The organism is Pseudaquabacterium rugosum (assembly GCF_038066575.1).
In the GTDB taxonomy this organism is placed as follows: Bacteria; Pseudomonadota; Gammaproteobacteria; order Burkholderiales; family Burkholderiaceae_C; genus Pseudaquabacterium; species Pseudaquabacterium rugosum.
The window spans coordinates 82,467-95,597 of record NZ_JBBUTF010000006.1 but is presented as its reverse complement, the minus strand read 5'-3'; the positions used below and the strand labels follow the sequence as shown (position 1 = coordinate 95,597).

Sequence of the window (13,131 nt, the reverse complement as noted above, 5' to 3'; positions counted from 1 at the left end):
GCGCAGCAGGCTGTCGCAGCGGTGGAGATGCCTGTGCCGGTCGGCGCGGGCGCTCCCGCGATGGTGGTGCACGGCCTGTTCCCGGTGCCCGTGGCCCGGGTGCCGGGTGTGCTGCCGCCGGGGCTGGTGGCCGCCCTGGTCGCGCATTTCAGTGCGCAGGCGGTGCAGCCCAACAGCTCCTCGCCCAACCTGTCACATACGGCGATGCTGCGCCCGCAGGACAGCCCGCTGTACGTCGAGGTGGCCGGTCTGCTGACCCGCCACCTGGCGCCGTTCGGCGCGCTGATGTTCGGCGAGACGCTGGGCTGGTCGCTCAAGGAAATGTGGGTCAATGTGCTGGATGCCGGTGGCCGGCAGGCGATGCACAACCATGCCAACAGCTTCATCTCCGGCGTGCTCTACCTGACGCCGACCCATCCGGACAGCTGCACCGTGTTCATGAAGTCGCCCGGTGGCACGGACTTCATCTTCCGCAACGAGCATGCGGCCACGCACACGGGGGCCTACCACTCGGACAAATGGGTCAGCCCGCTGCCGCAGCCGGGGGACCTGCTGCTGTTCCCGAGCTATCTGATGCACGCCGTGCCGCCGAATGCGGGCGAGCGCCGCATCACGCTGGCCTTCAACGCGATCCCGACGCACCTGGACTCCTGGGGCTACCGCGTCAGCTTCGCCGGGTGAGGTCGGCGCGGCCGTGGGGAGCGTGATGGCGCGGTCAGGCCTGCCGGCCTGGACCGCACGCGGGGTGTGTGCGGCCTCCGGCGCTTCGGCACTGGGCTGCCAGATGGCCTGGACCCAGCAGGCCGGCATCCTGCTGGGCCATGAGGCGGCCGCGGTGCTGGCCGTCGTCACCGCCTTCATGGCCGGTCTGGCGCTGGGTGCGCTGGCCTTCGGCGAATGGGTGGCGCGCAGCGCGCGTCCATTGCGCACCTATGTGCTGTGCGAGCTCTTGATCGCCTTCTGGGCCGCGCTGTCGCCCGGATGGGTCGATGCGGTGGCGCCCTGGTTGCTGCAGGCCCTCGGTTCGCAGGCCTCGCCGGCGCTGCAATGGGGCGGCGGCTTCGCCGTGCTGACGCTGCTGTGGCTGCCGGCCACCGTGGCCATGGGCTTGGCGTTGCCGGCCCTCGACCGCCTGCTGGGGGCCGATGGCCGCCAGGTGGCCGGCCTGTACGCGGCCAACACTGCCGGGGCGCTGGCCGGCGTGCTGCTGGCCGTGGGCTGGTGGATGCCGGAGCTCGGACTGCGGCAGACGGCCCGTTGCTGTGCGCTGTTGAACCTGGCCTGTGCGGGGCTGGTGCTCTGGCGGTCCCGGGCCGGCGTACAGGTGCCGCTGCCGGAGCGTCGATCCGCAGCGCGGGCCACAGCGCGGGCCACAGCGCCTGCCGACCGTGCGCTGCTCGGCCTGCTGGCCTGGAGTGGCCTGCTGGGCATCGGCGTCGAGGTGCTGGCGGTGCGTGTGCTCTCGCGCGTGGCCGAGAACACGCTCTACACCTGGGCCGCCTTGCTGGCCTGTTACCTGATGGGCACTGCCGCGGGCGCGGTGCTGTGGCAGCGGTTCGCGCCTGCCGCCGAGGGTCGCCTGCGCGGTGCGCCCTGGTTGCTGGCCGCTGCCGGCGTGCTGGCCTGTGCGCTCGTGCTGGCGCAGGCCGATGCGCTGCAGACCGGTGCGCTGCACTGGTTGCAGGCGCGTGGCGCCGAGCCGCTGGCCGCCGCGCTGGCGGCCGAGACCTGGCCGGCCTGGCTGGCCTTCGCGCCGGCCACGGCGGCGATGGGTGCGCTGTTCAGCCATCTGGCCGAGACCGCCCAGCGGCGGGGTCTGTCGCTGGGCCGGGTCTTTGGCTGCAACACGGCGGGCGCCGCGCTGGCGCCGCCCTTGATCGGCCTGTGGGCCTTGCCGGCCTTCGGCGCCGGCCGCGTGGCGGCCTGCCTGCTGCTGGGCTATCTGGTGGCGGGGACCTGGCTGGCGCGCCACGGGCCGGCGCGTGCGGGCTGGGCGGGACTGGCCCTGGCCGCGCTCGTGGCCGTGGCGCTGGCGCCCGACCTGCCCCGCCCCGATGAGTCGACCGCCGTGCTGTGGCGGCGCGAAGGCGCGCTGGGCGAGGTCCGTGTGCTGGAGGATGCCGATGGCGTGCGTCGCCTGCAGATCAACCGCCGCGCCCAGGAGGGTGACAACGTCAGCCGCCATGTCGATGGCCGGCAGGCCGCGTTGCCGCTGCTGCTGCATGCCGCGCCGCGTCGGGTGCTGATGATCGGCCTGGGCACCGGTGTGACGGCCCGTGCGGCGGCGGCCGATCCGCAGGCCCGGGTCGAGGTGGTCGAGCTGCTGCCCGAGGTGGTGGCTGCCGCGCCGCTGTTCGCCCAGCCCGCCGAGCGCGCCCAGCAGGACCGGTTGCAGGTGCAGGTGGCCGACGCCCGGCGCCGCCTGCGCACCGACGACGGCACGCGTTGGGACCTGGTGATCGGCGACAACGTGCATCCCGGGCGCAGCGGCACCGCCGCGCTCTACACGGTCGAGCAGTTCCGTGCGGTGCGTGCGCGGCTGGCGCCGGACGGGCTGTACGTGCAGTGGCTGCCCTTGCACCAACTGGATACCGACAGCCTGAGGGGCATCGTCCAGGCGTGGATGACCGTGTTCCCCCGCGCGGCGGCCGTGCTGGCCAGCCACAGCCTGGACACGCCGGTGCTGGGCCTGGTCGGCCGCGTCGATGGCGGCGGTGCGGATGCCGCGCCACTGCCCGCCTGGGCTGTCCTGCAGCAGCGCCTGCGTGAGGGCGATGCCTGGGCGCCCGGAGCGCGGCCGGCCGAGGCCCCTGGCCTGACCACGGTCTGGGACGTGGCCGGCTCGGTGGTGGCCGATGCCGATGCGCTGCGGGCGCTGGCCGGCGATGCGGCACCGGACACCGATGATCGCCCACAACTGGCCTGGCAGGCCTTGCGCGTGACCTATGCGCCGCAGGCCAGTCCGCGCGAACGTCTGGCGGGATGGTTGACGGACTGGTCCGCCCGGCGTGAGTCCGCGGGTGCGCAGCGCCTGACGGCGCTGTTCGGCGATGTGGCGGCGGGCTCGGGCACCGTGGCCCTGGACCGGCCGTCCGCGGTCCTGCCCGCCGAAGTGGCGGCGGATCTGCTCACCTGGTGGGCGGTGCGCGACGACTATCTGGCGCTCGGTCTGCACGTGCACCCGACCGCGGATGTGAGGGGCATGCTGGCGCAGGTGCAGGCGCCGCTGCTCGGTCTGCTGCAGCGCAGCCCGGGCTTCTCGCCGGCCCGTGGTGCGCTGGTGCACATGGCCCAGGCGCTGCAGGCCCGCGATGCCGGGGCGGCGCGAGCCCTGCGGGATGCCCTCGCGGCCACGGTCCCGCATCCACCCTGAGGCGGCGCCGGAAGCCCGCGCCTGTGGCGCCGAAGCGGCAGGCGGCTGGCCGTGCTCCGGCTGGGGCCCGGGCTCGGATCGCGGGCGCATCGTGGCCGCCTGATGCTGAATCCCATGAATGTACGGATTGGTGAAATCCCGGCTTTCGCTCGAATGTCAGGGCGATTAAGGTTAATAACATTAATCAAAAGAGGCGTCGCTGTCGGACCGGGGGGTCCGGCCGGCGGCGTCCTCACCCCAGCTGGAGACACCGATGTCCGTGCCCGTTCGAACCCGCGCTGCGTGCCGTCCGCCCTTGTCGCGGCATCGCTGGCCGCTGTCCGTGCTGACCGTCGCGGCGCTCGCCGGCTGCGGCGGTGCCGATGGCGAGACCACCTTGCCGCGCCTGTCCGCCGCCCAACCCGCCACCTTCAGCGGCAGCTGCGAGACCCTGGCCGAGCGCCTGGGCACGCTGGCCGACACCACGATCAGCGCGGTCACCACGGTGGCGGCCGGCACGGCGGTCAGTGGCGTCACCTCGCCCGAGCACTGCCGCCTGACCGGCGAGATGTACCGCCGCACCAGCGCGGTCGACGGCAAGTCCTACGCCATCGGCTTCGAGCTGCGCCTGCCCAAGGCCTGGAATGGCCGTTATTACTACCAGGGCAACGGCGGCATCGATGGCTCGGTGCTGGCCGCGGCCGGCGCACTCGGCGGCGGCCCGCTGACCGGCGCACTGGCCCAGGGCTTCGCGGTGATGAGCTCGGACGCCGGCCACAGCAACGCCACCGTCGGCGGCCCGGCCTTCGGCATCGATCCGCAGGCCCGTCTGGACTACGGCTACCAGGCCGAGGCCAAGCTGCTGCCGCTGGCCAGGACCGTCATCCGCACGGCCTACGGCAAGCTGCCGGACCGCTCGTACTACGGCGGCTGCTCCAACGGCGGGCGCCACGCCCTGGTGGCCGCCGCCCGTTATGGCGATCAGTACGACGGTTATCTGGCCGGCGCACCCGGCTACAACCTGCCGAAGTCGGCGGTGGCCAACATCGCCGGTGCGCAGCTCTACCGCAGCATCTCCGACGACCCCGGCAGCCTCACCGCCGCCAATCTGGCCACCGCCTGGACGGCCGCCGAGCGGGCGCTGGTGTCCTCGGCCGTGCTGGCCAGGTGCGATGCGCTCGACGGCGTGGCCGATGGCCTGGTGCAGGACACCACCGCCTGCCAGGCCGCCTTCAACCTGGCCACCGATGTGCCCACCTGCAGCGGCAGCCGTGACGGCAGCTGCCTGAGCACCGCTCAGAAGTCGGTGCTGGCGCAGATCTTCGCCGGCCCGCGCACCACCGCGGGCGCGCTGATCTATGCCCCGTTCCCGTGGGATGCCGGCCACGGCGCCAGCGGTGTCGCGTCGTGGGAGTTCACCGCGCCGCTGGAGCGCGACTCGGGCGCCGTCGGCCTGATCTTCAAGGTGCCGCCGCTGGCCGGCAGCAGCTCGGCCACCGATCTGGCCAGCTGGGCGCTGACCGCCTCGGTCGACGAGATGGTGGCCCAGATCACCGCCACCAACGCCACCTACACCGAATCGGCGATGGCCTTCATGACGCCGCCGAACCCGACGAAGCTCGACGCCGTGCGCGCCCGCGGCGCCAAGGTGCTGGTCTACCACGGCGTCAGCGACGCGATCTTCTCGGTCAGCGACACCCAGGCCTGGTACGACGGCCTGCGCGCGAACCACGGCGGCGATGCCTCCGACTTCGCCCGTTTCTACCGCGTGCCCGGCATGGGCCATTGCAGCGGCGGCCCGTCGACCGACCAGTTCGATCTGCTGAGCCCGCTGGTGGCCTGGGTCGAGCAGGGCCGGGCGCCCGAGGCGGTAGTGGCCACGGCCCGTGGCGCCGGCAATGCCGGCGGCGTCGTCAACACCGAGCTGCCGGCCGGCTGGTCGGCCAACCGCAGCCGGCCGCTGTGCCCGTATCCCCAGGTGGCGCGTTACTCAGGCAGCGGCGACGTGGAGAGCGCGGCGAGCTTCAGCTGCCGCTGAGCGGGTGCTGGCGCGCCGATGGTGCGCGGGCCGGGTGGCCCCGGGCGCCGGGGCCGGCCATGGCAGACTGCCCGCGATCCGGCCCTCATCCCCGAGAGCACGGCAGACCAAGGGGGCGCCATGTCCTGGCTCGAACTCAAGATCCCGCCACCGCTGGTGGCCTTGTCGATGGGCGTTGGCGGCTGGTGGCTGAGCCTGTGGACGCCGGTGCTGCAGGCGGCACCGCAGGCGCGCACGGTGCTGGCCCTCGGCCTGGTGGCGGCCGGCCTCGCGATCGAGCTGTCCGGCGTGTGGGCCTTCCGCCGCGCCCGCACCACGGTCAACCCGCTGCGGCCCGAGCGTGCCAGCGCGCTGGTCGACGGCGGCATCTACCGCTGGACGCGCAACCCGATGTACGTGGGCATGGCGCTGCTGCTGACGGCCTGGGCCGTGCACCTGGGCGCGCCGGCCGCGCTGCTGGCGGTGGCCGGCTTCGTCGCCTGGATCCAGCGCTTCCAGATCCGGCCGGAGGAGCGGCACCTGCGTCTGCGTTTCGGGGCCGACTACGAGGCCTACTGCGCGCGGGTGCGGCGCTGGGTCTGAGCCGGCACGTCCGGGTCGGCACGCTTCAGCGCGGCCGGGCCTCGGGCTCCAGATGCACCGCCCGCAGGTCGTCGAGAAAGGCCCGCGTGATCTCGTCCTGCGCGCCGCGGCGGCGGCTGACCAGGTGCAGGCTGACGTCGTAGTGCAGCGTGCCCGGGTTGAGTGCGTGCATCAGCCCGGCCTCGATGTAGGGCCGTGCCACGTGTTCCGGCAGGTAGCCCAGGTGGTGGCCCGAGAGGATCAGCACCGCCATCGCCTCCATGTTGTCGGCCACGGCCGAGGCGCCGGCCGGCCCGCGTCCGGGCAGCGCGGCGCGGGCCTCGGCCACCGGATAGCTGCGCCAGGCCCAGGAGGCCTCGGCCAGCGCCGGGGCGTCGACGGCCGTGCCGGCGGCGGCCTGCGGCGCCAGCGCGTGGCTGGCGCCGCAGCAGGCGATCTGGCGCTCGATGCACACCGGCGTGTAGACCAGGCTGGGCACGCGGTGCCAGAAGTAGCCGATGGCCAGCTGGATCTGGCCTGACAGCAGCTGCTCCTCCAGCTCGGCCGGGGCGCCCACGCGCAGCGTCAGGCGCACCGCCTCGTCGCGCTGGCGGAAGCGCGCGATGGCACGGCCGACGCGCAGGTTCTGCGCCATCGGCGCATGGCCGATCAGGCCGATGGCCAGCGAGCCGACCAGCCGCCGGTCCATGTCGCGCGCCTGGGCGCTGAAGTCGGCCAGCGTTGCGCACAGCTGGCGCGCCAGCGGCTCGAAGCGCTCGCCCTTGGGCGTCAGGCGGAAGCCGCCGCGGCCGCGCTCGCACAGGCGAAAGCCCAGCCGCGTCTCCAGCGTCGACAACTGGGCGCTGAGCGTGGACTGGCCGACCTCCAGCGTGGCCTGCGCCGCCGACAGCCCGCCGGCATCGACGATGGCCAGGAAGACGCGGATCAGCCGCAGGTCGAGGTCGGTGGTGAGCTGGAGCATGGTGGGTCAGGTGCGGGCGGTGGTCGATGGTCGGCGATCGGCTGTCGGCGGTCCCCCGCATCGGCGCCCGGACAAACCCGATTTCACATCGATCCGGATCGATGTGGACATGCGCACATCGGCATGGATGCCGATGCCCGGGCTGCGCAAGATGCCGGCCATGCGCTGCACCGACGGCTGAACAGGCCCGAGCCGGCCGCGCCTGCCGTCTTCCCCGCCCATCGCCCGGATCCGACATGAATCCCTCCTGCTTCACCGCGCCTGCGTCCGATGCGCCGGCGCCCCGCCACCAGCCGCTGGGCGGCAACGACATGCCGCGCTTCGGCGGCATCGCCACCATGATGCGGCTGCCGCTGGTCAGCGATCCGGCCACGCTCGATGTCGGCTTCCTCGGCGTGCCGCTGGACATCGGCACCTCGCACCGCGCGGGCACCCGCTTCGGCCCGCGCCAGATCCGCGCCGAATCGGTGCTGCTGCGGCCCTACAACATGGCCACCCGTGCCGCCCCCTTCGACCACCTGCGCGTGGCCGATCTCGGCGACATCGCCACCAATCCCTACGACCTGGCCGACGCCGTGGCCCGCATCGAGGCCGGCCTGCGCCAGGTGGTCGACGCCGGCTGCCGGCCGATCACCCTCGGCGGCGACCACACCATCACGCTGCCCATCCTGAGGGCCATCACGCGCCGCCACGGGCCGGTCGGCCTGATCCATGTCGACGCCCATGCCGACGTCAACGACACCATGTTCGGCCAGAAGATCGCCCACGGCACCACCTTCCGCCGCGCGCTGGAAGAGGGCCTGATCGATCCGCGGCGCACGGTGCAGATCGGCCTGCGCGGCACCGGCTACGCGGCCGAGGACTTCGACTGGTGCCGCCGCCAGGGCTTCCGCGTGGTGCAGGTCGAGGACTGCTGGGGCCGCTCGCTGGCGCCGCTGATGAACGAGGTGCGCGCGCAGATGGGCGCGGGGCCGGTCTACCTGAGCTTCGACATCGACGGCGTCGACCCGTCCTGCGCGCCGGGCACCGGCACGCCCGAGGTCGGCGGCCTGACCGTGCCGCAGGCGCTCGAGATCGTGCGCGGCGCCCAGGGCCTGGCGCTGGTGGGCGCCGACGTGGTCGAGGTCTCGCCACCCTACGACAGCGGCGGGATCACCGCGCTGCTGGGGGCCAATCTGGCGTACGAGATGTTGTGCGTGATGCCGGGGGCGGTGCCGCCCGCGCCGCAGGCTACGTCCAGCCGGCCGCAGGAGGCCGTGTGATGGCCCGCGACGAACTGACCACGGTCGAGCCCTACGGTGTCGAGCCGATCCCGCTCGCGCACCGCGACGCGTCGGTGTTCGACTTCATGCGCCTGCAGTGGGGCGGCGCCAACACCCTGGCCACCGCGGTGCTGGGCTCCTTCCCTATCCTGTTCGGCCTGTCGTTCTGGCACGCGCTGGCGGCCACGGTGCTGGGCGTCGCGCTCGGTGCGCTGATCCTGTCGCCGATGGCGCTGTTCGGTCCCGTCACCGGCACCAACAACGCGGTGTCCTCGGGCGCGCATTTCGGCGTCGTCGGGCGGGTGGTGGGCTCCTTTCTCAGCCTGCTGACGGCAGTGGCCTTCTTCTCGATCAGCGTCTGGTCCAGCGGTGACGCGCTGGTGGGCACCTTGCACCGGCTGACCGGCGTGGCCGAGAGTCCGGCGCTGCAGGCGGGCGCCTACGCGCTGTTCGCCGCCGCGGTGCTGGTGGTCTGCCTCTACGGCTTCCGCTTCATGCTGTGGGTCAACAAGGTGGCGGTGCTGGCGGCCACGCCGCTGTTCCTGGCCGGCTTCGTCGCCTTCGCGCCGGACTTCGACCCGGCCTATGCCGGCGGTGCGGCTCTGGCGCCGGGCGTGCCCGGCTTCTGGGCGGCTTTCACCGGTTCGGCGTTGATCGCGCTGTCCAACCCGGTGTCCTTCGGCGCCTTTCTCGGCGACTGGTCGCGCTACCTGCCGCCGCGCACGCCGCGCCATCGCCTGGTCCTGGCCACGCTCGGTGGCCAACTGCTGACCTTGGTGCCCTTCGTCTTCGGCCTGATGACGGCCAGCATCGTCGCGGTGAAGTCGCCCGATCACCTGGCCCAGGCCAACTACACCGGCGGCCTGCTGGCCATCACGCCCGCCGGCTACTTCGTGCCGCTGCTGCTGCTGGCGCTGGTCGGCGGCATGTCCACCGGCACGACATCGCTGTATGGCACCGGGCTGGATTTCTCCAGCGTGTTTCCGCGGCTGAGCCGGCCGCGCGCCACCCTGCTGGTCGGCCTGCTGGCCATCGCGCTGATCTTCATCGGCCGCTTCGTCTTCGATCTGGTGGGCGCCATCACCACCTTCGTGACCCTCATCATCGTCATGACGACGCCGTGGATGGTGATCATGTTGATCGGCTTCCTGACGCGCCGCGGCCACTACCAGGCCGACGACCTGCAGGTCTTCACCCGGCGTCAGAAGGGCGGCGCCTACTGGTTCCACGGGGGCTGGAACCTGCGCGGCATGGCGGCCTGGCTGCCGTCGGCGGCCATCGCGCTGGCGACCGTCAACATCCCGGGCCAGTTCGTCGGCTGGGCCGGCGAATGGGCCGGCGGAATCGACCTCTCGCTGCCGGTGGCCCTGCTGCTGCCGGCCCTGATCTACCCGGCGCTGCTGTGGGCCTGGCCCGAGCCGCGCGCTGTCTACGGGCCGGCCGGCCCGCGCGGCGTGCCCTGCAGCGCCGCACCCATCGCCCCGATCGAGGCTGAATGATGTCCACGGATCCGACGACCGACCACGCCGCGGCGCAGGCCACGGAACACGCCGTCCTGGCTGCCGCCGAGCGCCTGGTGCGCGCCTTCGCCGCCCATGACACCGAGGCCTATTTCGACGCCTTCGACCCGCAGGCCAGCTTCATCTTCCACGCCCATCCCGAGGTGCTGGACGACCGCGATGCCTATCGCCGCTTGTGGGCGCACTGGGAGCAGGTCGATGGCCTGCGCATCCTCGACTGCCGCTCCACCGCGCGCCAGGTGCGGGTGCTCGGCGACGTCGCGATCTTCCACCACCAGGTGCGCACGCGGGTGGCCGGCCCCGACGGCCCCTGCGTGCTGGACGAGCGCGAGACCATCGTCTTCCAGCGCGCTCCGGACGGCCGCTGGCGCGCGGTGCACGAGCATCTGTCGCCGCTGCCCGCGGGCGCCGCGCCGGCTGCGGAGGCGCAGCCATGAGCGCCGTGCCGTCACGGGATGTGCCCAGCTCCGCGGCCCTCGCCGTCGATCCGGATGCGCCCATCCCGGGCGTGCTGATCGATGGCGTCTGGTCGCTCGGCGAGGGTGCCCGCCTGCCGGTGCATGACCCGGTCAGCCGTGCCCGGATCGCGTGGCTGGCCGAGGCTTCGGCGGCCCAGGTCGATGCGGCGGTGCAGGCGGCGGCGCGTGCCGGTGCGCACTGGCGGGCCACCTCCGCGGCCGAGCGTGGCCAGGCGCTGGCGCGCATCGCCGAGGCCGTCGCCGCGGCGCAGCCGATGCTCGTCGCGCTTCAGCAGCGCAACAACGGCAAGCCGCGCCATGAGGCCGAGGCCGATGTGGCCGACACCATCGCCACCTTCCGCTACTACGCCGGTCTGTGCGCCAGCGGCCAGGGGCTGGACGAGCAGATGGTGGCCTTGCCGGAGGCCGGCGTCGACGCCCGGCTGGCGCGGGTGCCCCTGGGCGTGGCCGCGCTGATCGTGCCCTGGAATTTTCCGTTGGTGACCACGGCCTGGAAGCTGGCGCCGGCCCTGGCCGCCGGCTGCACCGTCGTGCTCAAGCCGTCCGAGCTGACGCCGCTGGCCGAATGCGCGCTGCAGCGGCTGATCGCCGACAGCGGTCTGCCGCCGGGTGTGGTCAACCTGGTGTGCGGCGGTGCGGCCACCGGTCGGGCCCTGGTCGCCCACCGCGGCGTGGCCAAGGTGTCGTTCACCGGCAGCAATGCGGTCGGCCAGCAGGTGCTGGCGGCCTGCGGGCCGCGCATGACGCGCGTCAGCCTGGAGTTGGGCGGCAAGTCCTCGCTGATCGTGCTGGACGATGCCGATCTGGACCGGGCCGTCGAGCTGGCCATCGGCGGTGCCTTCTGGAACGCCGGCCAGATGTGCTCGGCCACGGCCCGCATCTGCGTCGCGCGGCCGCTGGTCTCGCGCTTCACCGAGGCCTTCGTCGCCGCGGCCCGGGCGCTGCGCCGCGGCCCGGCCGATGACGTGGCCACCACGCTGGGCCCGCTGATCAGTGCGCGCCAGCACGCGACCGTGTGCGCGCGCATCGCGGCCGGCCGGGCCGCGGGCGCCCGTCTGCTGTGCGGCGTGGTGCCGGCGGTCGGTGAGGGCGCGGCAGGCGTCGGGTCCGACACCGGCTGGGCCTTGCCAGCCACGGTGTTCACCGATGCGCGCGCGGTGCCTGCCCTGTGGGATGAGGAGATCTTCGGCCCGGTGGCCTGCCTGCAGTCCTTCGACCGCGACGACGAGGCCGCCGCGCTGGCCAACGACAGCGATCACGGCCTGGTGGCGACGGTGGTCGGTGGTGATGCGACGCGTGCCCGGCGGCTGGCCGACACGCTGCAGGTCGGCACCGTGTGGATCAACACGCCGCAGCTGATCTTTCCGCAGACCGGCTGGGGCGGCTTCAAGCACAGCGGCCTGGGGCGTGAACTGGGGCCCTGGGGCCTGCAGGCCTACCAGGAACTTCGGCACGTGATCGCACCGGGCTGAGGCCGGCCGAGGTGTCGATCTGGCCGTCGGCGCGCTGCGCCGATGCCGCCTTCCCAACGGGCTCAGGGGCCATCCTGCATGACCAGAACTCAGCCGGATGGCCCCGCCGTCCCGCGCAGCACCCGGTCGATCGCCTGCAGCGCCTCCAGGGCGCCAGCCCCCAGGCCCAGGCCATCGCCCGGCCTGACCTCGGGCTCGCGCAGGTTGATGCGCAGCAGCGTGGCGCCGCGGCGCACCATCATCGCGCTGAAGTGGCGCACGGTGGGCACGGCCAGGCCCGCGCCCAGCTCGATGACCAGCGGGCGGCGGGCCTGGCGGGCCAGCCAGTCGCGCTGCCGTGCGTCCTGCGCATCGGTGCGGGCCGGCAGCCAGCGGCCGTCGCCGAACATCAGGATGTTGGGCCGGGCCACGGCGCCGCAGTGCGGGCAGGTCGGCACCTCGCCGCGCCAGCGGCAGCGCGTGGGGTCGATGTCGGGCTGCAGCGCGTCGGCCGGCCAGATCGCGTCGCTGCAGGGCTCGGTGCACTGCAGCCAGTCGATGGTGCCGTGGCATTCGTGCAGCGTCTGCGGGTCGAAGCCGGCGCGCTGGAAGGCGCCGTCGACATTGCTGGTGAACACCGTCAGCGGCCGGCGGCCGCGCGCGGCCCAGTCCAGCAGCAGGCGGTGGCCGGCGTGTGGCGGCGTGGCGCGGTAGAGCGCCAGCCGGTGGCCGTAGAAGCCCCAGGCCAGCTGCGGATCGCGGGCGAAGGTGGCCGGCGAGGCCACCTGCTCGAAGCGCAGACCGGACGCGCCCAATGCGGGGTAGGCACGCCAGAAGCCCTGGGCGCCGCGGAAATCGGGCAGACCGGAGTCCACGCCCATGCCGGCGCCGGCGGCGATGATGAGGCTGCCGGCCTCGGCGACGAGCCGGGCGGCGCGGACGATGTCGTCAGGATCCATCGGCGGCGGCGGGTGATCGGGACCGGGCGATGATGCCCGATCTGGCCGCTACCGCTCGACCGCACCTGATGATGCGGGTCATTCCGTGGGCCTCGCCCGCTCACCGGATGTGGACGGGCGGGCCCGATGGCCCTGGGCCGTGCCCTGGGCGGCCTCGCGCCGGCCGGCCCGGCCCCAGCCTCAGGCCCCGCCCGCCAGCGGGTACTCGTCGGCCTTGAACACGGTGTGGAAGACCGTGCCGTCATAGAGTTCGAGCAGGCCGCGGGTGACTTCGCGGCTCTCGGCGCGCACGGGCGAGGCGAGTGCGCGGTCGATCGCGGCCTGATCCGGGTAGCGCACGGCCAGCACCATCTCGTAGTGCGGATCGGCGACGTCGGCCTCGACCTGGCGCAGCACGCGCACCTCCTGTGCGCCGGGGAACTGTGTCCACAGTGGCACCAGGCGCTCGCGCACGTAGTCGGTGAAGGCCTGTTCCTGCCCGGGCTTGGCCCGGCCGTGGAAGAACGCGCAGCGGATGTACATGGTCG

At 73.3% G+C, this 13,131-nt stretch carries 12 protein-coding genes; 9 read left to right on the top strand and 3 right to left on the bottom strand.

Going from position 1 to position 13,131, the window contains the following annotated elements; all coding sequences use genetic code 11:
• Positions 1 to 27: 27 nt before the first annotated feature.
• The 4 genes from AACH11_RS07845 to AACH11_RS07830 all read left to right on the top strand — a co-directional run bounded on the left by AACH11_RS07845 (position 28) and on the right by AACH11_RS07830 (position 5,972).
• Positions 28 to 681, top strand: a complete 654-nt coding sequence (locus tag AACH11_RS07845) for a TIGR02466 family protein (RefSeq protein WP_341373656.1) — start codon at positions 28 to 30, stop codon at positions 679 to 681.
• Between the two features lie 103 nt (positions 682 to 784).
• Positions 785 to 3,373 (top strand): fused MFS/spermidine synthase, encoded by a 2,589-nt coding sequence (locus AACH11_RS07840; protein ID WP_341373655.1) that lies wholly within the window; start codon positions 785 to 787, stop codon positions 3,371 to 3,373.
• Positions 3,374 to 3,626: 253 nt separating this feature from the next.
• Positions 3,627 to 5,390, top strand: a complete 1,764-nt coding sequence (locus tag AACH11_RS07835) for a tannase/feruloyl esterase family alpha/beta hydrolase (protein ID WP_341373654.1) — start codon at positions 3,627 to 3,629, stop codon at positions 5,388 to 5,390.
• Positions 5,391 to 5,510: 120 nt separating this feature from the next.
• A complete protein-coding gene (locus AACH11_RS07830; RefSeq protein WP_341373653.1) occupies positions 5,511 to 5,972 on the top strand; it encodes a methyltransferase family protein in 462 nt (153 codons plus the stop codon).
• Between the two features lie 25 nt (positions 5,973 to 5,997).
• Here AACH11_RS07830 and AACH11_RS07825 read toward each other — a convergent pair whose 3' ends face one another.
• Positions 5,998 to 6,933, bottom strand: a complete 936-nt coding sequence (locus tag AACH11_RS07825) for a LysR family transcriptional regulator (RefSeq protein WP_341373652.1) — start codon at positions 6,931 to 6,933, stop codon at positions 5,998 to 6,000.
• Between AACH11_RS07825 and AACH11_RS07820 the strand changes: the two genes are divergently transcribed.
• Genes AACH11_RS07820 through AACH11_RS07800 form a run of 5 tightly spaced genes read left to right on the top strand, consistent with a single transcriptional unit; the run spans position 6,920 to position 11,666 of the window.
• A complete protein-coding gene (locus AACH11_RS07820) occupies positions 6,920 to 7,114 on the top strand; it encodes a hypothetical protein (protein WP_341373651.1) in 195 nt (64 codons plus the stop codon). The two genes, AACH11_RS07825 and AACH11_RS07820, sit on opposite strands and share 14 nt — an antisense overlap.
• A 55-nt stretch (positions 7,115 to 7,169) precedes the next feature.
• Positions 7,170 to 8,195, top strand: coding sequence for an agmatinase (speB, locus tag AACH11_RS07815; protein ID WP_341373650.1), 1,026 nt, complete (start codon positions 7,170 to 7,172; stop codon positions 8,193 to 8,195).
• A complete protein-coding gene (locus AACH11_RS07810; protein ID WP_341373649.1) occupies positions 8,195 to 9,694 on the top strand; it encodes a purine-cytosine permease family protein in 1,500 nt (499 codons plus the stop codon). The genes speB and AACH11_RS07810 overlap by 1 nt, the downstream gene beginning before the upstream one ends.
• Positions 9,694 to 10,152 (top strand): YybH family protein, encoded by a 459-nt coding sequence (locus AACH11_RS07805; RefSeq protein ID WP_341373648.1) that lies wholly within the window; start codon positions 9,694 to 9,696, stop codon positions 10,150 to 10,152. The genes AACH11_RS07810 and AACH11_RS07805 overlap by 1 nt, the downstream gene beginning before the upstream one ends.
• The gene (locus AACH11_RS07800) at positions 10,149 to 11,666 is read left to right on the top strand and encodes an aldehyde dehydrogenase family protein (RefSeq protein ID WP_341373647.1); all 1,518 of its coding nucleotides are present in this window, start codon (positions 10,149 to 10,151) and stop codon (positions 11,664 to 11,666) included. The genes AACH11_RS07805 and AACH11_RS07800 overlap by 4 nt, the downstream gene beginning before the upstream one ends.
• A gap of 89 nt (positions 11,667 to 11,755) precedes the next feature.
• Here AACH11_RS07800 and AACH11_RS07795 read toward each other — a convergent pair whose 3' ends face one another.
• Both AACH11_RS07795 and AACH11_RS07790 read right to left on the bottom strand, forming a co-directional pair.
• Entirely contained in the window at positions 11,756 to 12,604 is an 849-nt protein-coding gene (locus AACH11_RS07795) for an SIR2 family NAD-dependent protein deacylase (RefSeq protein WP_341373646.1), read from the bottom strand.
• Between the two features lie 180 nt (positions 12,605 to 12,784).
• Positions 12,785 to 13,126, bottom strand: coding sequence for an antibiotic biosynthesis monooxygenase (locus AACH11_RS07790; protein ID WP_341373645.1), 342 nt, complete (start codon positions 13,124 to 13,126; stop codon positions 12,785 to 12,787).
• Between the last annotated feature and the right edge of the window lie 5 nt (positions 13,127 to 13,131).

Coding starts and splice junctions, on each gene's coding strand:
- AACH11_RS07830 (WP_341373653.1), top strand. CDS start 5,511: ATGTCCTGGCTCGAACTCAAGATCCCGCCACCGCTGGTGGCCTTGTCG.
- AACH11_RS07805 (WP_341373648.1), top strand. CDS start 9,694: ATGTCCACGGATCCGACGACCGACCACGCCGCGGCGCAGGCCACGGAA.
- AACH11_RS07790 (WP_341373645.1), bottom strand. CDS start 13,126: ATGTACATCCGCTGCGCGTTCTTCCACGGCCGGGCCAAGCCCGGGCAG.
- AACH11_RS07835 (WP_341373654.1), top strand. CDS start 3,627: ATGTCCGTGCCCGTTCGAACCCGCGCTGCGTGCCGTCCGCCCTTGTCG.
- AACH11_RS07840 (WP_341373655.1), top strand. CDS start 785: ATGGCCTGGACCCAGCAGGCCGGCATCCTGCTGGGCCATGAGGCGGCC.
- AACH11_RS07795 (WP_341373646.1), bottom strand. CDS start 12,604: ATGGATCCTGACGACATCGTCCGCGCCGCCCGGCTCGTCGCCGAGGCC.
- AACH11_RS07845 (WP_341373656.1), top strand. CDS start 28: ATGCCTGTGCCGGTCGGCGCGGGCGCTCCCGCGATGGTGGTGCACGGC.
- AACH11_RS07800 (WP_341373647.1), top strand. CDS start 10,149: ATGAGCGCCGTGCCGTCACGGGATGTGCCCAGCTCCGCGGCCCTCGCC.
- speB (WP_341373650.1), top strand. CDS start 7,170: ATGAATCCCTCCTGCTTCACCGCGCCTGCGTCCGATGCGCCGGCGCCC.
- AACH11_RS07825 (WP_341373652.1), bottom strand. CDS start 6,933: ATGCTCCAGCTCACCACCGACCTCGACCTGCGGCTGATCCGCGTCTTC.
- AACH11_RS07810 (WP_341373649.1), top strand. CDS start 8,195: ATGGCCCGCGACGAACTGACCACGGTCGAGCCCTACGGTGTCGAGCCG.